Raw genomic sequence first — 25,455 nt, forward strand, 5'->3', positions numbered from 1 at the left:
TCTAACAATCTGTTAGTTTCGCATGTCAACTTTTTCAGCACTCTCGGGATAGCTAAGGGTAAACATTCCTTCCTCCGGTTTCATAAACTCCCCGTCAGAAAAGGTTGTTGTAATTATATTATCAGCCGGATCAACAGCTTCAATCTTTTTTGGCACCAGACCATTCGAAAGAAAAATTTCGACTTTCTTATATATAGCGAAAGGATCATCCGAAGATAATAAGATGTAAATCCCGCCATCTCGCTTTTCCTGGGTCTGCACCGTAAAGGTAGAGTCCACTCCGTTCAGGATTCGCGAGGGTGCAAAATCGTCATCTTCCGGCTCGTAATTACTAATAATAACCCGATTTCTATTCTCGTCATACACCTTTGATGTTTCCCCATCCACAACAACAGACTTGTTGTCGGCCTCTACTCTATACTTTTGACCTCCAACCCAGATACGCCCATCACTGGCAACAGTATCCTGCGTATAAGAGTCTACAGTTTGATGATAAAAATCAGCCTTAAAAATTGATCCATCCTCAAATGTCTGTTTTAAGTCTGAGAAATAGGACTGCTGTCCCAAAGCCAACGAAGGCAACCCCAAACCAATAATTATTGCAATGAAAACTATAGGTACCTTATCGTTCAAATTCTTCCAGATCATCTAATAATTCTTCTAATTCTTCTTCATCGTCAACTAACACATCACGCGCCGTACTGCCCTGATAAGGACCTACAACACCGGCATTATACAGCTGGTCAACAATTCGTCCGGCACGATTATAGCCAATCTTAAGCTTACGCTGCAACAGTGACACTGATCCCTGCTGATGCAGTACAATAACTTTGGCAGCCGCCTCAAAAAGTTCATCAATGTCGTCCAGTGGATCAGGGATATCACCACTTGATGTGGTTTCATCTTCTAAAACAGGAAGTTCATACTTATTATTGTATCCCCGTTGATTTCCAATGAAATCAGTAATCTCTTCCACCTCCTCAGTCGACACAAAGGCATTCTGGATTCGAGTCATACCACCACCGTTGGTAAACAACATATCACCCCGACCAATAAGCTGGTCGGCGCCCCCGGTATCAAGAATGGTACGCGAGTCCACTTTCGAAGCCACTTGGTACGCTATACGTGCAGGAAAGTTGGCTTTTATCGTACCGGTAACCACATTCACCGATGGACGCTGTGTTGCCACAACAAGGTGAATGCCAACCGCACGCGCCAGCTGAGCCAGTCGGGCAATCGGTTCCTCAATATCTTTTCCGGCTGTCATCATTAAGTCTGCCAGCTCATCAATAAGCACCACAATATAGGGCAGATGACGGTGTCCTTCATCCTCATCAAGCTCCCCGTTGTCAAATTTTTCATTGTATGCCCGGATATCGCGGACCATCCCGTCCTTGAGCAAGTCATAGCGCTCGTCCATCTCCTTCGTCAGGCTTTCGAGCGTCTCCTTCGCTGCAGAGGTATCCGTGATGATAGGTTCTTCGGCACCGGGCAGAGTAGCCAAAAAGTGTTTTTCAATTTTTTGAAACAGCGAGAGCTCAATTTTCTTGGGATCAATCATCACAAACTTCAGATCATCGGGATGACATTTGTACAGCAGGCACGTAATGATCGTATTGATCCCTACTGTTTTACCCGATCCCGTGGCACCGGCAATAAGCAAGTGCGGCATCTTGGTCAGATCCACCATAAACACTTCGTTCTCGATGGTCTTACCAAAGGCCACGGGAAGCTCATAATCACTTTCTACGAATTTCTTGGTATTAATGACCGACTTGATAAATACCGTTTCGCGTGACCCATTGGGCACCTCAATTCCCACTGCCGAACGCCCGGGAATAGGCGCCATAATACGCATCCCCTTCGCCGCCGTTGCCATCTTCAGATCGTTCGCATAGCTCTCGATCTTACTAATCTTGACATCCGGAGCAGGGTCAAGCTCATACAGCGTAACCGTGGGACCCACAATGGCATTAATGCTGCGAATCTCAATATTGTGGCGTTTCAGCTTATCGAGGATAATCCGTTTGTTCTCTTTGATTTCCTCGAGATCAACCTCGTTCCCTTCATTTGGAGGTGAATCCAGCAGATCTATAGTCGGAAATTTGTAACGAACCTTGGGGACTTCCTTGGCCTTATCTTTATTCTGCTTATCAAGCTCTTTCTCATCGGCCTGTTCATCACCTTCCCCGACATACACCGAAATATCAACATCGTCTTCCTCATCCTCGGCAATCTTTTTCTTTTCAATATCTGCCCGGGGACGTTGATCAAGTGATTTCACCTCTTCTTTCTGCTGACGCATTCTTTCCCGATCTCGCTTCTGCGATTCTTCAACAATGTCATCAATACTGCGGGATTCAGGCTCCTCTTCTTCAGGTTCGGTCTTCGTTTCTTTTTGAGCTTCAGCTTGCTGCTCCGATTGTTGCGACTTTTTACGCATCCGCTGTTCGGCCTGTCGCTGCTTCTCAATCTCCTTTTGCTCAGCTTCCTGCTGCTTGCGTTTCTTTTTCTCTTCTTTTTTCTGGCGTCGGCGCTCTTTCCAGTCGGCATACGAGACCTTAATGTTATCAACCCATTCTTTTACTCGTTCCACCGTGTATTGGAGATCGCGATCGAGCAGTGCCAATAAGGTCGTTAACAACAATACCGACAAAATAATAATAGAACCGATCCCTGTAATATTTTGAAGAATGCGAGCTATATAAAAACCGGCCGAGCCATTCCATACCGACTCAACCCACTCGTAATTGGTGTTCAGCCATCCCAAAATAGTTGATAACAACACCATGCTCCAGATGCCGTAGGCCGTGGGCCACAGCATTAGGCCGACATCCCTATTTCTGAAAATAAACCAGCCGTACCCCACGATAATAAGCGGCATGATGATGCTCATATATCCGAACAAGAGGTGGACAAAAAAGTGAGCCAAATAAGCTCCAATAACGCCCAATCCATTTTGGATGCGCAGAGCAGGGCCTTGATCCAGTGCAAATAAACTATCGGTCGACAGCGATTGGATAAGCGTGTAATCGGCCGGATTGTACGTCACAATACTAAACCCAAGCAGGCCGCCAACAGCCATCACCAAAATCCCCAGTATTTCCATTTTCCGGGATTCCGAAAGACCTCCCAAAAAACTATCTGAATTACTTTTTTTAGCCATTTATATCTGTAATGATTCCTTCATTAAGTGCCGGTAAAACATCCGTAATACTGCGTTGGCAGCAATACTCAAGATCCTCTTTGCTTACAATATCTTTGAGGCGGATCGCATAATTCGATGATTTGATACTCTTTTCTATATCATCACTAAATTTTTCATAAAGACCAAAAGCAACTTTTGCTCCGTCTCTGGCCTCATCGGGCAAATTCCCACCACAAAGTTCGTAAATAATATTCCCGGCACAAAGAATATCCTCCAGTGAGAGTCGCCCCCTCCATCCGGCGCATACCAGCAGTACTTCTTCATCAAGATTCTGCAAATATTGTACGATGACATTCAGATTCAGAAATGACCCCACAATAATTTGATCGGCCAAACTGCAGCGCCGAATCGCCTTTGTGCCATTCGTGGTATTTAGGATAATTGTCTTGCCGTTTACAACTTCCCTGGTATGTTCCAACGGAGAGTTTCCCAAATCATATCCATCAATGGTAACACCGTTTTTTTCGCCACTCATCAAAAAACTTTCCGCATCGAGGTTATGTGAAAATTTACTGGCATCGTCCATATCCTCAACCGCAATAACGCCCTTGGCCCCATTTTGCAATGCCGTAACCATCGTTGAGCTAGCCCGCAGTACATCAATCATTACCACTGCTTTGTCGCGAATATCCTCTTCCTTAAAAGAGTGAGCCGATGAAAACACATCAATTTGATTTATCATAAGCTGTAAATAATGTCATATTCCCTGTTTATCCCGGTTGATATATTAGCAACTATTCTCTTATGCAACCACTTCTTATTTTACAAACGGTGGTTTTGTTACTGTAGCCTCAGCTTTTTTGTTTCGGATCTCTACAAAAACCGATGCCCCCTCTTCGGTATGATTTACATCCACATATCCCATAGCGATATTGGTACCCAAAGTGATAGAGCGAGAGCCGCTGGTTACAAAACCGATCTCATTATCATCTTCATCAAAAATCGCATAGCCCTTTCGGGGAATAGAGCGCTTATCATCAATAGTAAGACCCACGAGTTTTCGTGAAAGCCCTTCCTCTCTAACCTCAACAAGTGCATCGCGACCAATAAAATCCCCCTTATCCAACTTGGTGAGCCAGCCCATGCGGGCTTCAAGCGGATGCGTATCTTTGGTGATGTCATTTCCATAGAGTGCAAATCCCTTTTCCAGTCGCAGCGTATCCCGAGCGCCGAGTCCGCAAGGCTCTATACCGAACTCTTCCCCCGCTTCCATAATAGCATTCCAGATAGCTTCCGGGTCAACATGATCTTTATTGAAATACAACTCGAAACCTTTTTCGCCTGTATACCCTGTGGCCGAAAGTGTCACGTCATCATAGCCCGCCAGCGTGCCCAACTCAAATGTGTAAAATTTAATAGCTGAAAGATCAGTATCAGTTAATTTTTGAAGCGTTTCCACGGATTTTGGTCCCTGCACGGCCAACAAGCAAGTATCATCCGAAAGGTTTGTCAGCTCTGCATTAAAGGAGTTATTCTTAGCAATCCAATCAAAATCTTTCTCGATATTGGAGGCATTCACCACCAGGATGTATTCATTCTCATCCAGCATATACACCAAAAGGTCATCCACAATGCCGCCGTCTTCGTAACACATCGCCGAATACTGTGCCTTCCGGGGCACCAATTTTGAGGCATCGTTAATCGTCACATACTGAATTAAATCCAGCGCCTCCTCACCGGTAACATAGAATTCTCCCATATGGGACACATCAAACATCCCCACCTTTTCGCGCACGGTGTTGTGTTCTTTACGGATACTATCGTACTGCACGGGCATTTCAAATCCGCCAAAATCTATGAGCTTTGCTCCGGCTTGTTCGTGAAGATCGTAAAAGGGCGTTCGTTTTGACATCGATTACTTTTGTTTTACTGTGATTTCAGACTTCTTTGGGCTTATTTTCTCTTAATTACAAGATATCAATTTCCAGTCGACCAAAATACGGATTTCGCAATAGAATTGAGAATGATTATCAAACTTTGATCTACTTTGCGATGTGTCCTCAACAGAAGACTGTAGCAATAAAAAAGAAGTGTATAACTTAAAAGACGCTTTTACTTTTCCTGAAAAGTATCTGTCCGAGATGAAAGTCTGCTATGAAAAACCGATCAGTAAGTACCATTCGTGTTCTGCATAACCGAATTTTTTCTGTACAATCAGCGTTTAGCATCTGAAAAGAAATCCTTATCTTACAAGACTCAAAAATTTAGCTGCAACAGAACACTTTTACCCAATGGCCATCAACAAGCAACAAGTCCGTACGGCACTTACCCATGTGATGCATCCTGAGATGGAAAAAGATCTGGTCACCCTCGATATGATCGAAGATCTTATTGTTCAGGATTCGTTTATCACTTTCACCATTGATCTTCCGGAAAAAGATCCCAAGCTGGAATCCAAGCTAAAGGATCTGTGCGAAGATGCGATTCGCAAATTCGTGGATAAAGATGCCGTTCTTGATATAACGACGGCCGTTAACATTTCGAAATTTCGAAATAACGAGGACAAGGGCGAATTTCCGGGACAAGGCCATCGCAAAAAGCGTGAAGAGCAGCAAGAGCAAGGCGATGAGGAGGTACTGTCGGGCGTTAAAAATATTATTGCGGTAGCTTCCGGCAAGGGTGGCGTTGGCAAATCTACTGTTGCTGTGAATCTGGCTTGTGGATTGGCACGAACCGGTGCAAAAGTGGGGCTGTTGGACACGGATATTTACGGCCCCAGCATCCCTACCATGATGGATGCCCACGGAAGACCCAATATTACAACCAGCAAGAAACTTATCCCCAAAGAGAAATATGGGGTCCGATTTCTGTCAATGGGTATGCTGGTTGACCCTGACCAAGCTATGATCTGGCGCGGTCCCATGGTAACAAGTGCGGTCAAACAATTTATGAATGAAGTGGAGTGGGGCGAACTCGATTACATGGTATTAGATCTTCCACCCGGAACGGGCGATATTCAGTTGACGCTGGTACAAACCGTTCCGCTGACCGGAGCTGTTATTGTTTCTACCCCGCAGGATGTTGCACTTGATGATGCCCGAAAAGGGGTGGCTATGTTTAAGAAGGTAAATGTGCCGGTATTAGGTATGGTTGAAAATATGGCGTACTTCATCCCCGAGGATATGCCGGACAAGAAATACTATATCTTTGGCAAGCACGGAGTTCGTAATCTGGCGGAGCGAATGGGTACCAACTTCCTGGGCGAAATCCCACTGGAACAGAAAGTGCGCGAGAGCAGTGACGATGGCAAACCTATTGTGTTGGGGGATATGGAAACGAAATCAGCACAAAAATTTGTAGAACTTTCCAACAATGTGATTCAGCAACTGGCGATTCGGAACCAAGAGCAGGATCCCACGGAAAAAATCGATATCAAGATTCGGCCTTAGGAAAGCTGTCATGCTGAACTTATTTCAGTATGACACTTACTTCTTTTTAGTTTAGGGTTCATTTGTTATACCGCTGATGCAAGACCTGCTTTCGGTATTCAAAAATATCGCGTAGTTTATTCACGATTTTACCCAATATCCCGTACGGAGGCACATAATTTACCTGATCGATCATTTTTACCCCCGATTCCGCCTCTTCAATTTTATGATGGTGATACCAAAAACGGTATGGCCCTATCCGTTGCTCATCAACAAACTCTTTCCCGGGAATAATATGCTTGATTTCAGTAACCCATTTCGAATGTCCCAACAAGGGAAGCTTTAGATCATATTCGATTAGTAAGCCATTGTACATTGTTTCCGGTACGTCGCTTATGATCGTGAAGTCGAGTTCCGGAGGCGTGATTTTATTAAGATTTGCCGGATGGGATATAAATTGCCAAAGTTGATCTGCTGAAATATCTAACATTTGCTCTTGCTGCAATGTATACATGGAAAGCTATTTGTTTGCTTGTAATTTGTCCGATAATGCAGCACTAACCACATAACCACAAGCAAAGGTTCCATCCCACCTATTTTAACCTGCTTGCACCCCTAATAGTACAATATCTGATGACTACAAAGGGCTACCCACCATATCAGAGCGTGAATCCAATTGTAAATTTTTATAATGGGTTAATCTTATCTCATCAGTACATTCTTTAGGACAACAAGCATTTCTTCAATTATTTTCGGATCAAGAGCAGACTCGGACTGCAGCTTAATATGCCTGGCATTTTTGCCTGAGCCTTCCAGCTCAAACCCTTTCTTTTTTAACTCTTTCCATCCGTGAAAATAAAGCTTACACATTGTTTCAGTAGGCTGAATCCCACAAATTACATTGTCAGGGTTTTTAAAACTGTACAATGCCATACCCATCTTTTTGCCGCCACTAACATTTTCATCAGCTTCCGGTAGGATTTTCTTTATACTTTTGCGAAGACGAAAGGCAATATGTTGTATCTCTTGGGGCAAAGGGTCCGTTAACGCTTCAAATGTTGTGGGCGTTTGCTTATAGAGAGTCATATTCATCTCCATTGAATAGTTCAGGTTGCCTAACGCTCGCTTAACCCCAGCAAAAAATTCCAGATCGTAGCCGCAGCTAGCTTTGCCGTTTGGTTATCACGGTCGTGACGCGGATTTACTTCCGACAAGTCAAATGAGGTGACCTGCTCGTTTCTGCCGGCCAGATATGCAGCTGTCAGCCACAAATCAGAAGGCAAACCATTTGCACAAGGAGCACTTACCCCCGGTGCCTGCGATTGATCAACGGCATCCATATCAAACGTTACCATAAGTCTTTCACTCTCGTGCTGATGAAATAATCCGGAAATAGAGGTGATATTCGTTTCATCTCGCAACTTATATTCCCCGCCACTTTCCTTTATATACTGCAAATGCGACTGTGCTACTGATTGCGGCTGCAATCCCGCCACCAAATACATTTCAGCACATTCACTTTCATGTTCAATAGCTTGACGAAAAGGTGATCCCGAATGCGCTTTCCCATCTTTTAACGGACGCACATCCGCATGGGCATCTAAATTAAAGATTGCTGTTTTTAACCCTGCTTCTGCATATCCCGAGAAATGACCGAATGCAGTTTCGTGTCCACCACCAAGAATAATGGGAATTATTCCCCGCTCTAAATAACTTGCCAATACCTTGCCCAAATTTTGCTGATCCTCCTCTACTTCATAATGGATATTTAGATCTCCCACATCCAGTATGTTACTCACCAAATCCACAAAAGCTTTATAGTTTTCAGGGTTTGGCGTCATTTTATATAACTGTTTGCGAATAGCCTCAGGAGCATCTGCAGACCCGGCACGACCTCCGTTTATGGTCACTCCTTTATCCGATGGAAAACCTATAATAACGGCTTGAGGAGTATCATTCTTCTCGAGATTAGACTCAATTAATTGACCAATTCTCGGGTCATTACCGGTTGTTTTTGGGATGTTTACAGATACTTGTTTTAATAATGACATTTTAAAAATCCTTTGTTCCGTTTTTCCATTCTCTGACCAACATAAAAAGCCCCGTGATTAATGTCATGGGCAATACAAACCCTCCCATCGCAGCATTAAAGTACGGCAGCAAATGATGTTCGGTAGCTGTTAAGTTTTACGTTCAACTTAATTTATTGCCCTTTACGAAAGCTCCCATACAGTTAGCCCCCTTATAATGATATATCCAGAAATTTGGATCGGGAGCATCGATAATAGCAAAATCAGCAGATTTCCCCTTTTCAATAGAACCCAATTTGCTGCCTCGTTTAATGGCCTTGGCTGCATAGATCGTAGCTCCCTTCAACACTTCCGCCGGACTCAGTCGTCCCTGGTTACACGCCAACATCATCGCCAGCGGCAAATCGAAACTGGGCGCCGATCCGGGATTAAAATCTGTAGCCACGGCCACTTCCACACCTCCATCAACCAACTTTCGGCAGCTAAGAGGTTCTTCCTGCGTATACAGCGAAGCCAGTGGAAGTGTTACGCCCACAACACCGGCTTTCGCCATTGCCTCAATTCCTTCATTTGAAATCTTTTCGAGATGATCCGCGCTGGCAGCTCCCATCTCCGCGGCCAGTTCTGCTCCACCACAAGAAGTAAGCTGATCGGCATGCAGCTTAGGGGTTAGTCCCGCCGCTTTGGCGGCAGTTAAAATTTGCCGCGATTCTTCTACCGAAAAGGCCGACTCTTCGGTAAAAATATCGCAAAATTCTGCCAGTTTTTGTTCAGCTACGGTGGGGATCAACTCCTCAATCACCAAATCGATATATGCTTCCCGATTCTCTTTAAATTCGGGCGGAATGGTATGTGCCCCCAAAAAAGTGGGGATGATATGCATCGGCTGGTCTTCGGCCAACCGTTGATAAACCCGCAGTATTTTCAGCTCATCTTCCAATGACAACCCATAACCGCTCTTGCACTCAACAGTAGTAACCCCAAGTTTAGCCATCTCTTTTAAAAATCCGGATCCCTTTTCATAAAGCTTATCTTCGGTGGCTTTTCGCGTCTCCTTAACCGTAGAAAGAATTCCACCACCCGCTTTAGCAATTTCGAGATAGCTTTTCCCTTGCACGCGCATCGCAAACTCATCAGGTCGCCAACCGCCAAAGGCCAAGTGCGTGTGGCAGTCAATAAGACCGGGAATCACCATTTTCCCGCTGGCATCGAATACTTCTTCATTATCATATTCTGTAGGAAGCTCAGATTCTGATCCCACCCACGAAATGGTATCATCCTGCCAGGCAATTGCCGCATTTTTTATGGGATGGATATCGCCCTGTCCACCTTCATCTGTGCACGTTGCTAAAAACCCAATATTTGTTAATACAGGCATTAAAAAATTGGTTCGTTATTATTATAGTTGATGATTCATCCGATGGTAAAACCAAAGATCATAACCACATTAAAAAATTCCAATGTAAATGCTGAATGATTTTATATACTTTTTGTCCCTTCATGAAATAACTTAACTCCTTCTGCTTCAATAAGCTAAAGGTAGCGTTGGCAAAATTGCATTTTTAGGTCATCAGCAAACAAAACAAAAAGAGTACTATTATGGGCAGTTCGGGTAAACAAATTTGCAAACTTTTCATTTCATTACTATTGCTGTTCCTTTTCGTATTCAGCAGCAATACCAAAGCACAGATGCAGACCACAGATCGCATCAGCTTTACAGCACATGGCGGAATAAATTTTCAAAACATGAGTTCGGGATCGGGACTTCCGATCATGAGAAGCAATCTTAGCCGGCTCACAGAAACTTCTACTGCTTTCGGTGCGGGCATACAATATGCAATTACTCCAACATGGACTATTGAAACAGGTTACAAATACTCCAACATAGAAGGTAGTACCAGCAGTTTTTCAACATCATTAAATACCATAGCCTTTAAAAATATAGTCAATCTGAACCAAGTATTTTCCCTCGGTGATCGCTTATCGGGCGTAAATCCGTTTCTTAGCGGCGGCGTCGGCTACGATTTCTATACCGTTGATACACCCTCCAGCAACCTCAGCGGTAACAGTGCCAGCTACAATTTGGGGGCCGGAATAGCTTTTAAAGTCAACGAAAGTATCGATCTTTTTACCCATTATGAGTACCATATTGCTTCAAATACTATTGACAACCGAAGCACAGGATTTAATGCCGATCTATTAAATTCTCTATCGGCGGGCATACGATTTAATTTTGCCGGTCTATCGAACCGAACTATTAACCCTTCCTGGAAGCCCGAACCGGTAAAACTGTCTCAAAAGGAGTACAACAATCTTAAAGCAACGAGCCGGCAAGTAGATCACTTAAAAAACAAGGTTGAGACCTTATCAAAATCTGTCGAGCAAAAAGAACAGGCTCAAAAAGACACTCATGATCGCAATTCCAAAGCCGTTGCCAATTTATCTCAACGATTAGACCGAATCGAAGCGCTTTCGCAACAAATACAGGACAGTACCAAAAAATCAGCCAACGAAGTGAACTCCGGCAATGCAGAGTTGATTCAGACTGGAAACTTTGTACAGGTTTTTTCTTCGTATAGACTGGGAACTGTGCAAAAGGTTCGCAACCAAACGATAAACCTTGTAGAAGAAAGATTCTCTAATTCCAAAGAATATGTGTTTATAGCACAACGAGGATCCTTTTTCCAGGTATTAATCGGACCATTCGACACCAGAGAAAAAGCAGAGAACATTAAAAAAACTGTTTCATCTACATTCAAAGACGCTTTTACCATTAGTTTCCCACGTCCCTCAACGTTGCAGCCCGCCTACAAAAACTTTCAGAAATTAAGCTTTGAAAATGCTAAATAAGTGGCTTTAGCTCACGCTGTACAGCTGCAATCCATCGACGATCCTGTAACAGCTCTACCGCTTTGCTAATATCATCCTTAAAATAGTGATCCTCTTCGGCATGCGGAATGGCATCGCGGACAAATTCATGAGCAATTTTGACTCCCTTTCCCGGCTTTAAAGGCTTTCGAAAATCCAGCGCCTGCGCCGCGGTAAACAACTCAATCGCCAGCACCTGTTCCACATTTTGATACACTTCCAGAAGCTTTAACGCACTGATGCTGCCCATACTCACGTGGTCTTCCTGCCCCAGGCTGGTGGGAATGGAATCCACTGAAGAAGGATGGCACAACACTTTATTTTCGGATACCAACGACGCCGAGGTGTATTGCGGTATCATAAATCCTGAATTGATGCCTGTCTCCTGCATCAGCAGTTCCGGCAAGCCATCATGACCTTCGAGCAACAAATATGTTCGTCGCTCTGAAATACTAGCTAGCTCGGCCAGTGCAATCTTAGCATGATCTAGTGCAAGCGCCAACGGCTGACCGTGAAAATTTCCACCACTAATGATATCCCCGTTTTCAAACACCAGTGGATTATCCGTTACGGAATTCAACTCTGTCTCAATTGTCTTTTGGCAATAACGCAGGCCGTCGCGGCTGGCCCCATGCACCTGTGGAACACAGCGCAGACAGTACGGATCCTGCACTTTTCCACAATCACGATGCGACTCTAAAATCTCACTTTCAACTAAAAGCTCCCGCACATTTCGAGCCACTTCCTGCTGCCCGTTATGCGGACGAATGTCGTGAATGCGCTCATCAAACGGTTTGATACTTCCCTGTAGCGCCTCTAGGCTCATCGCCGCGATCAAATCGGCGGCCTTTATCAGACTAAGTGATTTTTCCAGCACATAAGCTCCATATGCCCCCATCTGTTGCGTACCGTTTATCAGCGATAGCCCATCTTTAGGCTCGAGATTTATAGGCTCCAAATCATGTTCATTTAATACGTTTTCAGCGGGAATGGTATCCGTGCCGTCCTCATTCCAAAACAACCCATAACCGAGCAGTGGAAGGGACATATGTGCCAGTGGAGCCAAGTCGCCCGAAGCTCCCACACTTCCCTTTTCCGGCATGGCGGGGATCAGGTCGTGATCTGAGAAATAAACCAGTCGGTCAAACGTCTTCTCCGATATCCCCGAATTACCCAATCCCAGCGCATGAATTTTAAGCTGAAGCATCAATCGCGAGATATCTTTGGGGATAAGTTCTCCCACCCCTACTGAATGCGACAAAATTAAATTACGCTGCAGCTGTTCAAGCTGCTCTTCGCTCACTCGCTTATTTGCCAACGCACCAAAGCCGGTATTAATCCCATACATCGGCTCGTCGCGGTCGAGGGCGCTTTCAACTATTGATCTCGCATCCCGAATAGTAGATTTATCTCTTTTCAGATGAGCAATACTTTTAGAAAGATCATCGTATAAATTGGCTATCGTTATTTTCACTGTGCTAACATTTTCTTCCCGGTAATTTTATTAAAAATACGAGGACTCACGGCCCATCCCAACTTAGATTTTAATATCGCTTATGCTTATCATCGTATAACCAAAAAGATACTTTAGCCTATGAACCAACTCCTCCTTATTATCGGCATTTCATGGCTGGCGGGATTTACGGCCTTCATCGGCAGCGTCATTGCCCGGTTCGAACCTTCTGCCGACACCGAAGCAAAGCAGGAGTTTATTTATGGTATTGTCGCCCTTGGCGGAGGTATTCTGCTCGCGGCCATTGCTTTTGCCCTTGCACCAAAAGCTGTTGAAACATTAGGCATCGTTACCCTTGGCATCACATTTTGTTCAGGAGGACTCGTATTTTGTCTGATTGATGCTTTAATCACCCAAAAAAGCGGTAGCAAAGCCCAACTTATGGCGATGCTGCTTGATTTTATTCCCGAGGCTATTTCTTTGGGGGCATTATTCAGCCAAAACAAAAATCTGGGTATACTGCTAGGCGGGTTTATTGCTGCCCAAAACCTGCCTGAAGGATTTAACTCATATCGAGAACTACGACAATCGGACATTGCTACACGAAAAATTCTAAAGCAGTTATTTTTAATAAGCTTCCTGGGACCGCTGGCAGCCTGTGTGGGCTATTTTTTCTTACAGAATCATGAACTCTGGACCGCTGGTATTATGAGCTTTGCTTCCGGTGGTATCCTTTATCTAATATTTCAAGATATTGCCCCACAGGCTAGAATGCAGAATCATTGGAAACCACCGTTAGGGGCAGTTCTGGGCTTTGCTATCGGGATGATCGGACATAAATTGTTAGGATGACACATGATGAAACCTGAAACATGTATCTTGTGCAATAACGATCAGATCCACCATTTCTATAAAGATACCTCTGAACATTATTCTTCGGAATATTACCAATGTCGGCGCTGCCGCCTGATTTTTGCCCCACCCAACGATCGCCCCGATCGCAACGAAGAATTTGAGCGATACGAAACCCATGAAAACGACCCCGAAGACGAAGGGTATCGCAACTTTCTGAGCCAGCTTTTTCATCCTCTGAATAACTTACTAGAACCAAAGAGCAAGGGCCTGGATTTTGGATCGGGGCCCGGCCCCACACTAAGTCTGATGTTTGAGGAAGAAGGTCATAATATGTCGATCTATGACTCTTTTTATGATGACGACCCCTCAGCATTTAATGAAACATATGACTTTATCACGGCCACAGAAGTAGTCGAGCATCTCTTTCATCCCGGGCAGGAATTAGAACGATTGTGGGGTTGCCTGCGTCCCGGAGGATATCTGGGGATTATGACAAAAATAGCTGAAGACGATGTCGATTTTTTTGAAGACTGGCACTATCGACTCGACATTACCCACGTAACCTTTTATACCAAAGATACCTTCCGTTGGCTGGCCAAACATTGGAATGCCTCGGTGAATTTTCCTGCAGATCGGGTCATACTTTTTCAAAAGTCTTATTAATCAGAAGGCATTTATCACAAAATAATATCCCATTACCCCACTGGCGATCACTTTCATCAGCGTATTTACCAATAAGCCGACAAATGAACCAAGGGCTGATCTCAACGCACGATCCGAGGTTTTTCCGCCAATAAGTTCGCCCGCAAAAGCACCAACAAGCGGTCCAACGATAATGCCAAAGGGAGGAAAGAAAAAGATCCCAATTACCATGCCCAGCAGGCTTCCCCAGATGCCGTAAGGCGATCCACCGAACTTTTTAGTCCCATAGGCGGGAATCACATTATCTAAAATCATAATAGCTGCCACAATCAGCGCCCAGACAATTAAAAATGTAGCTGAGAATGGTTGCAAGGAAAGCTGTAAAACAAGCAATCCACAATAAGTTACCGGCGTGCCCGGAACTACCGGAAGAAATGATCCAATGAATCCGGCGATTATTAGCAGTGTGCCAAGAATAAGAAGAATTATATCCATAACGGCCTGTTACCTTAAAAGTTGACCCGATGGCTATATAAAACGATAAATTCTCCAACAAGTTACATCCAAAATTTACGATTGGATGTTAAAAGTCCTAAACTTGTCTTAACAATGGGGGCCATAAAACAAAAAATGTAGGGATGATGGATTTAAAATCATTCTTCAGCGAACTCAAGAGGCGTAATATTTATAGGGTATCCGTCGTATATGCTATTACAGCTTGGGTGCTAGTTCAAGTTGCCTCGATAGCAACCGACACCTTTGGCGCTCCTCCCTGGGTGATGAAGATGATCATCACTCTCATCCTACTTGGACTTCCCATTACACTTGTGATTACTTGGGCTTTTGAGGTCACCCCCGATGGGATCAGAAAGACGGGTCCAAAATCAGGAAACAACCAAGACTATGAAAATACTTTCTGGATCGGCGTTTCTGTTGTAGTTTTAATTTTGTTTAGTGGCTGGTGGTATCTAACAATAGGGCTAAATAACAAACAAGCTGCATCACAAAATATCAGTGATTATTCTATTGCTGTATTGCCCTTAAAAAGTATAAGCAGCAGGGATGAACCCTTGCCACTGGCAGAGGGGCTCCATGATGATTTATTAACGCGATTGGCTAACGTTTCTGACCTAAAGGTTATCTCCCGTACATCGGTCGAAAAATTTCAAGGAAGTGAGTTAACTCTTCCTGCCATTGCTGATAGCCTAAATGTTAAATGGATACTAGAAGGAAATGTTCAAAAAGGCGGTTCCAAAGTTCAAATTAACGCACAACTCATTGATCCCTCTACAGACACCCACATCTGGGCCGAAACATATCAGCGAGAACTAAACGCACAGGATATTTTTGCTATTCAGGGAGCAATAGCTCGAGAAATTGCCGATGCTTTGCAAGTGGAGCTCTCTGCAGGAGAACAGGACCGGATAGCTGGCGCACCATCAGGAGACCTTGAGGCGTATCGTCTATATGCACAAGGTAGGCAAGAACTGGCTCAGCGGACATATGGTATAGATGAACACGTAAAAAAAGCTACAGAATACTTTCATGAAGCGACCAAGTTAGATTCAACTTTTGCTCTGGCCTGGTCGGGCTTAGCAGATGCTGCAGCAAATTACTACGGAACACGATCAGATACTCTTTCCTTTCTACCGATAGATCAAGAAACAGCGGCCAAAAGAGCATTAGAGCTAAATCCTAATTTAGCTGAGGCACATACTTCTATGGGCCATGTAAAGCTTAAAAACATGAATGCTCCAGCAGCCCTGGAGCAACTAGAACGTGCCATAGAACTTAAACCAAGTTATTGGGAGGCTCATCACCTACTTGGCGAATTGTATTATAAGATTATGCGTCCTAAACAGGCTTTAACCCATATAAAAACAGCAACTGAGCTCAACCCTCAACACACCCGTGCCCGTCACTTGCTTTACGATGCCTACAATACCATTGGAAAACCGGAGAAAAGTCTTAAAGAAGCCCGTCTTCAAAAAAAGATGGGACTTGAACACGCCGTAGCAATTGGTGGTGAGGTGCGGGCACTTATGGACTTACAAAAACATGAGGAAGCCCAACGGCTTGCAAAAGAAAACTTGGAAACAATTATGGGACCATGGTTTAAAGCCTATCTAGTACAGATTACAGCGATGCAAGGGGATACGCTCACAGCTCAAAAATATCTTGATAATCTAGAAACTGCCAACCTCCCACCACGTTATTTGGCGTGGGGATATTGGGGACTTGGAAAAACAAAAAAGGCTATCGAAACATATCAACAGCTCGAACCAACGGACTGGGAATACTTTGGAGCTATGGATGGATTACGCAGACTTGGTGGAAAGTATCCAGATATTGAAGATAGTGCTGAATATAATGAACTAATACAAGGTTTTTACGAAGCTTGGAATTTAAATCCAGATGGAAGTTTTCCGAAAGATTAATTTAACCAACTAATACTGGGCCATATTCTTTTCTATCCCGGATCAACCTGCTTCTTGTATTTACTGATTGAGATCGCTCCCAATATCGGTCCCACAAACAACACCAGAAACACCAGAGGCTCCTGCCACTGCGCCCAGAGCCAATTTGTTAATTGTATGCTTACAATCGTAATCGCGAAACCGATACTGTTGACGATGGTCAAACCTGTAGCCACGTAGTCAGAATCCGATGAATGGGCTACAAGCGTTGAAAATTGGGGCGAATCTGAGACCACAAAGAACCCCCATACCAAGAGTAGTGTGATAAAAAAAGCGAATGGAAGCTCCACAAAAAATGGCAGCGCCAAGCAACAAAGTCCCGACCCTATCAAGGATACAAATGCCACTTTTTTACTGCCAGCTGATAGCGACCAATGTCCGCCCAAAGCACAACTTATACCTCCCACAGCAATAGCCCCAAATGACCATAGTGAGATATTTGATGCTGCTAAGCCATTTATTTGCCCATGAAATTCAATCATAATGGGGATGAACGCCCAAAACGTATATAGCTCCCACATGTGTCCGAAGTAGCCAAATGCCGCCGATCGGAAGTTCTTATTCTTAAAGAGCCGAACCATTGCCGATGGCTTGAATTCGCCCTTTTTACTTTGATAGGGTCCATCAGGAACTGCAAAATAAAGCACTACTCCCCCCGCTGTAGCAAACCACGAGGTCGCAAATAAAATAATTTTCCAGGGTAAATCAGCGCTCACGTATTTTATCAAATGAGGGAACGCCGTACCCACTACTAAAGCTCCCACCAAATAGCCCAAGGCTTTGCCCAATCCTTTTTTATGCCAGTCTGAAGCAATCTTCATACCCACCGGATAGATGCCCGCCAGGAAAAATCCCGTGGCAAATCGGCTGAGTATCAGCCAGAAAAAGGTACCGCTATACACCGTAAGAGGATTTGCGCTAGCCCCCAAAATAGCACACCACATAAACACTTTACTTGGCGAAATACGATCTGCAATACTGAGAAGTGCAAATACCAGCGTACCGATAATGAATCCAAATTGCACGGCCGACGTGATATATCCAACAGCCATCTCGGTCAGCTGCAACTCCTGCACCAAATCGGGAATAACGGCATTGCCCGCAAACCAGAGCGAAGTCCCGGCGAACTGGGCTAACACAATGACTGGAAGTATGCGCTTGGGTGCTGTATTCTGCATCAACTACTCCACCATCGGCAGATCTACGCCGCGCTCTTTAGCTGTCTTGATCGCCTCATCATAACCGGCATCCGCATGACGCATAACGCCACTGCCCGGATCATTAGTCAACACACGCTCGAGGCGCTCATCGGCTGATTCTGTACCATCGGCCACACACACCATTCCGGCATGAATCGAATATCCAATACCTACGCCTCCACCGTGATGCAGCGATACCCAGCTGGCACCGCTTGCTGTATTTAACATGGCATTCAGCAGCGGCCAGTCGGCAATAGCATCAGAGCCGTCCTTCATTCCTTCGGTCTCGCGGTTCGGGGATGCCACCGATCCGGTATCCAAATGGTCACGACCAATAACAAGCGGAGCATCCACTTTATCATTCTTGACAAGCCAGTTGAACTTGGCACCCATCTCGGCGCGTTCGCCGTATTCCAGCCAGCAGATACGTGACGGCAACCCCTGGAATTGCACCTGATCCTGTGCTTTATGAATCCACCGGTGAAGCGCTTCTTTTTCAGGAAAAGTCTCTAACACTGCCTGATCAGTCGTATAAATATCTTCAGGATTACCGGACAGCGCTGCCCATCGAAACGGTCCAGATCCTCTGCAAAACAGCGGACGTACAAAAGCAGGGACAAATCCGGGAAAATTAAAGGCCTCTTCCATGCCACGATGGTCGGCCACCTGTCCCCGTAAGTTATTGCCATAATCAAAGGTAATAGCTCCTTTTTCCTGCATTTTAAGCATCGTTTCCACGTGGGTGACCATCGAGTCGAGCACGGCCTCCTGATACATTTCGGGATTTAGCTCGCGCTCTTCGGCAGCCTCTTCGACGGACATTCCTGCCGGAATATATCCAAGATGGAGGTCATGAGCTGCAGTTTGATCAGTCAACACATCGGGAATCACACCCTTTTCAAGCATTTTGGGCAGAACCTCGGCCACATTGCCTAGCAATCCAATGGAGAGCGTTTCTCCTTTTTCTTTGGCATCCAGTGCCTTGTCAAGCGCTTCGTCAAGATTAGTGCACTTTATATCACAATAACCAGTTTCAATACGGCGATCTATATGACTTTCCTCCACCTCTATGGCAATACATACCGCACCGTTCATTGTAGCTGCTAACGGCTGAGCGCCGCCCATGCCACCAAGTCCGGCCGTAACTAACAGCTGACCTTCGAGTGTACCATCAAACTTCTGGCGGGCGCATTCGGCAAAGGTCTCGTACGTGCCCTGTAAAATTCCTTGTGTCCCGATATAAATCCATGAGCCTGCCGTCATCTGTCCGTACATGGTCAATCCCATTTTATCAAGACGACGAAATTCATCCCAATTAGCCCAATTTGGCACCAAGTGAGCGTTGGCGATAAGTACGCGCGGGGCTTCTTCGTGGGTCCGAAATACTCCCACCGGCTTGCCGCTTTGCACCAAGAGCGTTTCGTCATTTTCCAGTCTTTTCAGCGTTTCAACAATCTTATGATAGCTCTCCCAGTTGCGCGCCGCTTTGCCACTTCCACCATAGACGACCAACTCCTCCGGCTTTTCAGCTACTTCCGGATCAAGATTATTCATCAGCATGCGCAGGGCAGCCTCCTGGTGCCAGCCCTTGCAATGCAGATCCGTTCCCGTTGGTGCTTTAATATTTTTAACTACGCCTTTATCTGTACTCATCACCACTGTTTTTACTTCGGATTTTTGGGCAATGTAATAAATTTAATAGGCATTGCGTACCATTCAAACCAGTAAAAGACAACATCGTTTACGTTGCTATACAACAGAACAACTTTAAAGTTGCTTCACTATGTCGGTTTAATTATCATGCACGGCGTAAATCAATTATGTTATTGGGAATTGCAATTCTAAATAAATACCAGTTTCAATGGCAAACGAACAAACAGGGACGGTAGACACCGCCCAACAAAATGACTTTTTTGGTCATCCGAGGGGGCTGTCAACGCTATTCTTTACTGAGCTTTGGGAACGCTTCAGTTATTATGGAATGCGAGCATTGCTCGTTCTATATATGACAGCTGAAACTATGACCGCAAATCCCGGTTTGGGGTTCAGCGTCGGCAAAGCTACTGCCATATATGGACTTTATACTTTTTTCGTCTACGTACTTTCACTGCCCGGTGGATGGGTTGCTGATAAACTTTGGGGACAGCGTAAGGCAGTTTTTGTAGGTGGTTGTATCATTGCCGCCGGACACTTTAGCATGGCCGTCCCACTAATAGAATTCTTCTACCTCGGACTGGCACTTATCGTAATTGGTACAGGCTTACTGAAACCCAACGTCAGTTCCATGGTTGGTGACCTCTATCCCGAGGGTGGTGCCCGACGCGATGCCGGCTTCTCCATCTTTTATATGGGGATTAATTTCGGTGCCATTTTGGGACCATTGCTCTGTGGCGTTCTTGGAGAAGGCTACAATTGGCACTGGGGATTTTCACTGGCCGGATTTGGAATGGTCCTTGGACTTATTTCCTACAAGTACGGATATAAATTCCTGGGAAACGCCGGAGATCTAAAAACCGGTGAAAGTCAAGAAGTGCTTAATGCCCGAAGCCGAAAGTTTTACACAATTTTATCAGTTGTAGCAGGAGCTATTGTGGTCTTCGGCTTTTTAATGAGTTCGGGCGTTATAAATATCACCCTCCAAACCCTCGCTGAATACCTTGGTGGGGCGGCCGTTGCAATTACGATTATCTTTTTTGCATACATCATCTTTTTTGGAGGACACAACAGGGAAGAGCAAAAGAAACTGGGCGTGATTTTCTGGCTGTTTATCTTGGCCGCACTCTTCTGGAGTGGATTTGAACAGGCCGGCTCTTCGCTAAACCTATTTGCTAAAGATCTCACTGATCGTGCCATTGGAGGTGTTGCTTGGCTTGGACCAACTACAGCCGGATTAATCACTTTATTAATCGCTATTCCGGTCTTTTATATGGTTTATCGCGTATATAAACGCGATGACTTATGGAACTTTGCGAAAGGCGTTGTTGCTGTTTCTTCGGTTGGAGTACTCATCTTTCTATGGTGGCTCATCCAGCGCATTGGCATCGGATGGGAAACGCCAGCCAGTACGCTACAGCTTATTAATCCCTTTTTCATTGTTGTATTTGCCCCTATTTTCGGATTTATGTGGACATGGTTGGCCGCGCGTAATGCCAATCCATCTATTCCCGTTAAATTTGGTTTAGGATTGTTTGGCCTCGCTGCCGGATTCTTTGTCCTCTCTTGGGGTGCTGCAAATGCAACCGAAGCAAACCCGGTAAGTCCTGCATGGCTTATCGTTACCTATTTCTTACATACAGCTGGTGAACTTTGCCTATCACCGGTAGGACTTTCATCCATGACCAAACTGGCACCCAAATCACGTGTTAGCCAAATGATGGGTATCTGGTTTGTGGCGGCCGCCGTAGGTAACCTCTTTGCAGGCCTTATGGCTGGTCAGCTCGAAGTTCTCTCTGAAGCCAGCCTCTTCTGGTGGGTAGCCATGATTGTTGGCGGTGGCGGAGTCATTGCCTTAATCGCAAGTCCATTCGTACAAAAGCTAATGGGCGATGTAGAGTAATTATTTAGAAACTTTTCCCAGAACCCTGTCAAAGTGTACAGCTTTGACAGGGTTTTTTATTTGAATGATATAAGGCACAAAACCCCTTATATTTATTGCTATGACAAAACAAGAAGCCACTCCCGATACAAAAAAAGAGCAAGAAATCAACCAGAAAGAACCCATTGCAGCCATTGCCACACCTGTAGGTGAAGGGGGAATTGCTGTAATTCGAGTCTCGGGCAAAAACGCCATTCGGATCGTCAACCAAGCTTTTGAAGCAACAGACCTTACCCAAAAAGATTCCCATACCGTTCACTTTGGCAGAATTATAAATAAAGATGGAAATGTGGTAGATGAAGTATTGGCTACGCTGTTCCACGCTCCCAAATCGTACACCGGTGAAGAAACAGTTGAGATCTCCTGTCACGGCGGTGTACTCGTTACCCAGGCTGTTTTAGAAGCTATGCTGGGGTTGGGCATCCGCTCAGCCGAACCGGGAGAGTTTACCCAACGGGCTTTTCTTAACGGCAAAATGGAACTCAGTCAGGCAGAAGCCGTTGCCGATCTTATCCACGCAAAAAGCCAAAAGGCGATGGATGCGGCTCACCAACAGCTCGAAGGACAGCTCGGAGAACACATCAAGCAATTTCGGCAGCAGATTATTGATGCCACGGCCATGGTGGAACTCGAACTCGATTTTGTGGAAGAAGACGTCGAATTTGCCGACAAGGAAGAGCTGGAGCGTCTCTTGAAAGAATTGGATAAAGAAATTGATAACCTGCTGGCTACCTACGAAACAGGTCGGCTGGTTAAACATGGCGTGCGAACTGTTTTTATCGGATTGCCTAATGCGGGTAAATCTACCTTGCTAAATACACTGGTGGGCAAAGAGCGTGCGATTGTTACCGATATTGCGGGCACTACGCGCGATACCATTGACGTGGACTGGAGTTACGATGGACTCCGGTTTAAGCTCACCGACACGGCCGGACTTCGCGATACTGAGGATATCATTGAAGCCGAGGGCGTAAAGCGATCGCAGGAAGCATTCGAGAAAGCCGATCTGGCGGTCTACCTGAAAGATCTATCACAAGAGCTAACTCAAAAGGAGCGGGAAGATATCGCCCGCTTTCAAAAAAGTGCGGGAGATACACCTTTTGTACTTATCGGTACCAAAAACGATATCGCACTGGATGTCAAGGACGAACGCATGGATTACGACCTAAAGATATCGGCGATTGAGGGCGAAAAAATTGACGAGCTAAAAAAACTAATGAAACAGCGAGCACTCGAAAATAAAGAATACGACTCTTCAAGCCTGCTTGTCACATCCAGCCGACACCGCGATGCCTTACAAAATGCTCAGAAAAATGTACGCAGTGCCCTAAAAGCGCTCGAACAGGGTATGACGGGCGACTTTCTTTCTATTGATCTGCGGTCGGCCCTCAAAGATCTGGGAACCATTACCGGCGAAATTACCACCGAAGATATTTTGGATTCGATATTTTCGCGGTTTTGTATTGGTAAGTAAAGATGAACTTAAAAACCCTTCCTTTTCGTTGTTGGAGATGAGAATTCCAATTCATTATTCAGTATGAAAAAATCGCTCATTCCAGCTTTTGTCATTTTATTTCTGCTTGGCACAGGCGCATATCCTGATGCTCTACAAGCACAACCATATGAAACCATTAAAGCACAAGACAATCTCTACTTAGTTGGTGACCGCACCTATCCCCTGTTTTACATCACTGATCAGGGCGTAATTGTTATCGATCCTATTAACGAAAAGCATGCCCGGGCAACGCAGGCGGCTATTGACAGCCTGACTAACAAACCGGTAACACACGTTTTCTACAGCCATAACCATTGGGATCACATCAGTGGGGGAGCAGTGTTTAAATCGGATGGAGCAAAGTTTATCAGTCATCAAAAGGCCGAGCAACATATTACTCCCAATGACAATGTAGTTATGCCGGATACCACATGGAATGGATCCAAGAACATTTTCAAATCAGGCGATACCCTTATTGAGATGTACTATTATGGATTCAATCATGGCAACGGGATGACCGTTTTTCGATTTCCGGAACACAACGCGGTCTTTATTGCTGATCTTGTCGTTCCTGATCGTGTTCTTTATACCTATCTTCCGGATGCATCCCCTAAAAATTGGGTGCAGGATCTAAAGCAAATTCAACAATTAAATTTTGAAGAATCATACTTTTCGCACGTTCGAGCTATCGGTAATCGGAGCGATGTGCGACTGATGCAACAATATTTTGAGGATTTATATATAGCAGTAGAAGAAGAACTGGCTGCTGATACTCCTTTTTTTGAAATTCCAACAGCAGTAAAACTGCCCAAATACCAACATTTGAACAATTATGAGCAATGGCTGCACATGAATGTGTGGCGAATTCTGATGGAAAAATCAATCGGACAATAGCTATACTCACAAGCTTTTCTCATTTTAACCAAGTAAATATAAACACAAGTAAAAAGATATGGACATTTTACTTATAGGCGGAACCGGAACGATTGGATCGAAAGTCGCAGAACGACTTGATGCCGACAATAAACTCATCATTGCCGGACGTAGTTCGGGCGACGTGCAAGTGGATATAACCAGTCCGGAATCTATTCAAAACCTCTTTGAAGAAACAGGAAGCGTCGATGCGGTGATAGTCACGGCGGGATCGGCGCCTGTAAAACCGCTGGCTGAGTCTACCAATCAGGATTTTCTGGAGGGGGTTCAAAGCAAGATGATGGGACAGATCAATGTAGCCCTTACCGCCATGAATTACCTTAATGAAGGCGGCAGTGTAACGCTGACTTCCGGAATTCTTTCCGACGATCCTATCCCACAGGGAACTATTTTGAGCACAATCAATGGCGCGGTCAATGGATTTGTGACGGGCGCATACGGAGAATTCCTGCAGAAAGGGTTTCGTATTAATGTCGTAAGTCCCGCGCTAGTCGAAGATTCGGCTGATGCACTCGGTGACTTCTTTCCCGGCCATACACCTGCAAAAATGGAGCACGTTGTTGACGGATATGAAAAAAGCCTAAAAACACTCATAACCGGGCAAATTATTAATATAGAATAGCAGCTATTTATCCATTAGATTACAGTGAAGATCCTCAGAAACGTAACCACTATTCACGATGAGATATACAATATTAATAGCATTTATTATGGCAGTGGGATACGGCTGTCAGACCGAATCACAACAGCAAATAGATAATAGCATTTCTTATGATACAACGGTTGTAGTTAATGAAGGACAAAAAATTGCAAAGGCTACTTTTCAAACGCTTAGCTCGAACCTGAAGAAGGCCATGACAAAAGGCGGTGTCGAATATGCCCTGCAATTCTGTAACGTTGAGGCCATGCCTCTCACCGATTCTCTTTCTAAACATCATGATGTAAGCATCCGTCGAGCCAGCCATAAACCCCGTAACCCATACAATACCGCTGACTCTATCGAAGCTGAAGTCATCAAACAGTATATTGACAAATTGGAATCTGGTGACGAGTTACAACCCGTTACCTATGCCGATGAAAACAGGATCACTTTTCACGCCCCAATTACTATTACCAATTCTCTCTGTCTGAACTGTCACGGTAAGGTCAACGAAGACATCAGCAAGGAAAACCTGGCTACCATCCAGGAGTTGTATCCCAAAGATCAGGCTACCGGTTTTTCAATGGGCGATTTGCGCGGTGTTTGGACCGTACGCTTCCCGGCCACTCATTTTGACTCTACTAAAATTGAGCAATTAAATAAGTAATCGCTTTTATTCTCAATCGTATTTT

The 25,455-nt window shown here is 44.8% G+C and carries 22 protein-coding genes; 10 read left to right on the forward strand and 12 right to left on the reverse strand.

What is annotated here, in order from left to right; all coding sequences use genetic code 11:
- Positions 1-12: 12 nt before the first annotated feature.
- The 4 genes from ACT3IB_RS09415 to gcvT all read right to left on the reverse strand — a co-directional run bounded on the left by ACT3IB_RS09415 (position 13) and on the right by gcvT (position 5,060).
- Complete coding sequence (locus tag ACT3IB_RS09415; protein ID WP_491538751.1) at positions 13-648, reverse strand: LolA family protein; 636 nt, start codon at positions 646-648, stop codon at positions 13-15.
- Positions 623-3,166, reverse strand: coding sequence for a DNA translocase FtsK (locus ACT3IB_RS09420; RefSeq protein WP_491538752.1), 2,544 nt, complete (start codon positions 3,164-3,166; stop codon positions 623-625). Before ACT3IB_RS09420 ends, ACT3IB_RS09415 begins: the two co-directional genes overlap by 26 nt.
- Positions 3,159-3,890 (reverse strand): 2-phosphosulfolactate phosphatase, encoded by a 732-nt coding sequence (locus tag ACT3IB_RS09425; protein ID WP_491538753.1) that lies wholly within the window; start codon positions 3,888-3,890, stop codon positions 3,159-3,161. The genes ACT3IB_RS09420 and ACT3IB_RS09425 overlap by 8 nt, the downstream gene beginning before the upstream one ends.
- 75 nt (positions 3,891-3,965) lie before the next feature.
- Positions 3,966-5,060 (reverse strand): glycine cleavage system aminomethyltransferase GcvT, encoded by a 1,095-nt coding sequence (gene gcvT, locus ACT3IB_RS09430; protein ID WP_491538754.1) that lies wholly within the window; start codon positions 5,058-5,060, stop codon positions 3,966-3,968.
- 379 nt (positions 5,061-5,439) lie between these two features.
- Here gcvT and ACT3IB_RS09435 point away from each other — a divergent pair, with 379 nt between their 5' ends.
- Positions 5,440-6,597 carry an Mrp/NBP35 family ATP-binding protein gene (locus ACT3IB_RS09435; RefSeq protein ID WP_491538755.1) on the forward strand — a complete coding sequence of 386 codons (1,158 nt, stop codon included), beginning with the start codon at positions 5,440-5,442 and terminating at the stop codon, positions 6,595-6,597.
- 58 nt (positions 6,598-6,655) lie between these two features.
- Here the strand turns inward: ACT3IB_RS09435 and ACT3IB_RS09440 are convergent, their stop codons facing one another.
- The 4 genes from ACT3IB_RS09440 to hutI all read right to left on the reverse strand — a co-directional run bounded on the left by ACT3IB_RS09440 (position 6,656) and on the right by hutI (position 9,984).
- On the reverse strand, positions 6,656-7,090 hold the full coding sequence (locus tag ACT3IB_RS09440) for an SRPBCC family protein (protein WP_491538756.1): 435 nt from the start codon (positions 7,088-7,090) through the stop codon (positions 6,656-6,658).
- Between the two features lie 188 nt (positions 7,091-7,278).
- Positions 7,279-7,662, reverse strand: coding sequence for a hypothetical protein (locus ACT3IB_RS09445; RefSeq protein ID WP_491538757.1), 384 nt, complete (start codon positions 7,660-7,662; stop codon positions 7,279-7,281).
- Between the two features lie 29 nt (positions 7,663-7,691).
- Complete coding sequence (locus ACT3IB_RS09450) at positions 7,692-8,627, reverse strand: formimidoylglutamase (RefSeq protein WP_491538758.1); 936 nt, start codon at positions 8,625-8,627, stop codon at positions 7,692-7,694.
- A gap of 142 nt (positions 8,628-8,769) precedes the next feature.
- Positions 8,770-9,984, reverse strand: coding sequence for an imidazolonepropionase (gene hutI / locus ACT3IB_RS09455; protein ID WP_491538759.1), 1,215 nt, complete (start codon positions 9,982-9,984; stop codon positions 8,770-8,772).
- A 221-nt stretch (positions 9,985-10,205) separates the two neighbouring features.
- Here hutI and ACT3IB_RS09460 point away from each other — a divergent pair, with 221 nt between their 5' ends.
- Entirely contained in the window at positions 10,206-11,456 is a 1,251-nt protein-coding gene (locus ACT3IB_RS09460; RefSeq protein WP_491538760.1) for an outer membrane beta-barrel protein, read from the forward strand.
- Here ACT3IB_RS09460 and hutH read toward each other — a convergent pair.
- Positions 11,449-12,948 (reverse strand): histidine ammonia-lyase, encoded by a 1,500-nt coding sequence (hutH, locus tag ACT3IB_RS09465; RefSeq protein WP_491538761.1) that lies wholly within the window; start codon positions 12,946-12,948, stop codon positions 11,449-11,451. The genes ACT3IB_RS09460 and hutH overlap by 8 nt on opposite strands.
- A 120-nt stretch (positions 12,949-13,068) precedes the next feature.
- Between hutH and ACT3IB_RS09470 the strand changes: the two genes are divergently transcribed.
- Both ACT3IB_RS09470 and ACT3IB_RS09475 read left to right on the forward strand, forming a co-directional pair.
- Positions 13,069-13,779 (forward strand): ZIP family metal transporter, encoded by a 711-nt coding sequence (locus ACT3IB_RS09470; protein ID WP_491538762.1) that lies wholly within the window; start codon positions 13,069-13,071, stop codon positions 13,777-13,779.
- Positions 13,780-13,782: 3 nt separating this feature from the next.
- Entirely contained in the window at positions 13,783-14,445 is a 663-nt protein-coding gene (locus ACT3IB_RS09475) for a class I SAM-dependent methyltransferase (RefSeq protein ID WP_491538763.1), read from the forward strand.
- On the opposite strand, the gene ACT3IB_RS09480 is transcribed toward ACT3IB_RS09475, so the two are convergent.
- A complete protein-coding gene (locus ACT3IB_RS09480; RefSeq protein ID WP_491538764.1) occupies positions 14,446-14,919 on the reverse strand; it encodes a DUF456 domain-containing protein in 474 nt (157 codons plus the stop codon).
- Positions 14,920-15,146: 227 nt separating this feature from the next.
- Between ACT3IB_RS09480 and ACT3IB_RS09485 the strand changes: the two genes are divergently transcribed.
- Positions 15,147-16,862, forward strand: a complete 1,716-nt coding sequence (locus ACT3IB_RS09485; RefSeq protein ID WP_491538765.1) for a tetratricopeptide repeat protein — start codon at positions 15,147-15,149, stop codon at positions 16,860-16,862.
- 32 nt (positions 16,863-16,894) lie between these two features.
- Here the strand turns inward: ACT3IB_RS09485 and ACT3IB_RS09490 are convergent, their stop codons facing one another.
- Together ACT3IB_RS09490 and hutU are read right to left on the reverse strand one after the other, a co-directional pair.
- On the reverse strand, positions 16,895-18,079 hold the full coding sequence (locus ACT3IB_RS09490) for an MFS transporter (protein ID WP_491538766.1): 1,185 nt from the start codon (positions 18,077-18,079) through the stop codon (positions 16,895-16,897).
- A gap of 3 nt (positions 18,080-18,082) precedes the next feature.
- Positions 18,083-19,753: a urocanate hydratase gene (gene hutU / locus ACT3IB_RS09495; RefSeq protein ID WP_491538767.1), complete on the reverse strand. Its 1,671-nt coding sequence runs from the start codon at positions 19,751-19,753 to the stop codon at positions 18,083-18,085.
- 208 nt (positions 19,754-19,961) lie between these two features.
- Between hutU and ACT3IB_RS09500 the strand changes: the two genes are divergently transcribed.
- The 5 genes from ACT3IB_RS09500 (at position 19,962) to ACT3IB_RS09520 (ending at position 25,430) form a co-directional block, all read left to right on the forward strand.
- Entirely contained in the window at positions 19,962-21,656 is a 1,695-nt protein-coding gene (locus tag ACT3IB_RS09500) for a peptide MFS transporter (RefSeq protein ID WP_491538768.1), read from the forward strand.
- A 100-nt stretch (positions 21,657-21,756) separates the two neighbouring features.
- The gene (mnmE, locus tag ACT3IB_RS09505) at positions 21,757-23,169 is read left to right on the forward strand and encodes a tRNA uridine-5-carboxymethylaminomethyl(34) synthesis GTPase MnmE (RefSeq protein WP_491538769.1); all 1,413 of its coding nucleotides are present in this window, start codon (positions 21,757-21,759) and stop codon (positions 23,167-23,169) included.
- 63 nt (positions 23,170-23,232) lie between these two features.
- The gene (locus tag ACT3IB_RS09510; RefSeq protein ID WP_491538770.1) at positions 23,233-24,084 is read left to right on the forward strand and encodes an MBL fold metallo-hydrolase; all 852 of its coding nucleotides are present in this window, start codon (positions 23,233-23,235) and stop codon (positions 24,082-24,084) included.
- Positions 24,085-24,142: 58 nt separating this feature from the next.
- A complete protein-coding gene (locus ACT3IB_RS09515; protein ID WP_491538771.1) occupies positions 24,143-24,745 on the forward strand; it encodes a short chain dehydrogenase in 603 nt (200 codons plus the stop codon).
- A 58-nt stretch (positions 24,746-24,803) separates the two neighbouring features.
- Positions 24,804-25,430, forward strand: a complete 627-nt coding sequence (locus ACT3IB_RS09520; RefSeq protein ID WP_491538772.1) for a Tll0287-like domain-containing protein — start codon at positions 24,804-24,806, stop codon at positions 25,428-25,430.
- Positions 25,431-25,455: the final 25 nt, after the last annotated feature.

The organism is Fodinibius sp. GM21 (genome assembly GCF_058386955.1).

Coding starts and splice junctions, on each gene's coding strand:
- ACT3IB_RS09415 (WP_491538751.1), bottom strand. CDS start 648: ATGATCTGGAAGAATTTGAACGATAAGGTACCTATAGTTTTCATTGCA.
- ACT3IB_RS09420 (WP_491538752.1), bottom strand. CDS start 3,166: ATGGCTAAAAAAAGTAATTCAGATAGTTTTTTGGGAGGTCTTTCGGAA.
- ACT3IB_RS09425 (WP_491538753.1), bottom strand. CDS start 3,890: ATGATAAATCAAATTGATGTGTTTTCATCGGCTCACTCTTTTAAGGAA.
- gcvT (WP_491538754.1), bottom strand. CDS start 5,060: ATGTCAAAACGAACGCCCTTTTACGATCTTCACGAACAAGCCGGAGCA.
- ACT3IB_RS09435 (WP_491538755.1), top strand. CDS start 5,440: ATGGCCATCAACAAGCAACAAGTCCGTACGGCACTTACCCATGTGATG.
- ACT3IB_RS09440 (WP_491538756.1), bottom strand. CDS start 7,090: ATGTATACATTGCAGCAAGAGCAAATGTTAGATATTTCAGCAGATCAA.
- ACT3IB_RS09445 (WP_491538757.1), bottom strand. CDS start 7,662: ATGACTCTCTATAAGCAAACGCCCACAACATTTGAAGCGTTAACGGAC.
- ACT3IB_RS09450 (WP_491538758.1), bottom strand. CDS start 8,627: ATGTCATTATTAAAACAAGTATCTGTAAACATCCCAAAAACAACCGGT.
- hutI (WP_491538759.1), bottom strand. CDS start 9,984: ATGCCTGTATTAACAAATATTGGGTTTTTAGCAACGTGCACAGATGAA.
- ACT3IB_RS09460 (WP_491538760.1), top strand. CDS start 10,206: ATGGGCAGTTCGGGTAAACAAATTTGCAAACTTTTCATTTCATTACTA.
- ACT3IB_RS09470 (WP_491538762.1), top strand. CDS start 13,069: ATGAACCAACTCCTCCTTATTATCGGCATTTCATGGCTGGCGGGATTT.
- ACT3IB_RS09475 (WP_491538763.1), top strand. CDS start 13,783: ATGATGAAACCTGAAACATGTATCTTGTGCAATAACGATCAGATCCAC.
- ACT3IB_RS09480 (WP_491538764.1), bottom strand. CDS start 14,919: ATGGATATAATTCTTCTTATTCTTGGCACACTGCTAATAATCGCCGGA.
- ACT3IB_RS09490 (WP_491538766.1), bottom strand. CDS start 18,079: ATGCAGAATACAGCACCCAAGCGCATACTTCCAGTCATTGTGTTAGCC.
- hutU (WP_491538767.1), bottom strand. CDS start 19,753: ATGAGTACAGATAAAGGCGTAGTTAAAAATATTAAAGCACCAACGGGA.
- ACT3IB_RS09500 (WP_491538768.1), top strand. CDS start 19,962: ATGGCAAACGAACAAACAGGGACGGTAGACACCGCCCAACAAAATGAC.
- mnmE (WP_491538769.1), top strand. CDS start 21,757: ATGACAAAACAAGAAGCCACTCCCGATACAAAAAAAGAGCAAGAAATC.
- ACT3IB_RS09510 (WP_491538770.1), top strand. CDS start 23,233: ATGAAAAAATCGCTCATTCCAGCTTTTGTCATTTTATTTCTGCTTGGC.
- ACT3IB_RS09515 (WP_491538771.1), top strand. CDS start 24,143: ATGGACATTTTACTTATAGGCGGAACCGGAACGATTGGATCGAAAGTC.
- ACT3IB_RS09520 (WP_491538772.1), top strand. CDS start 24,804: ATGAGATATACAATATTAATAGCATTTATTATGGCAGTGGGATACGGC.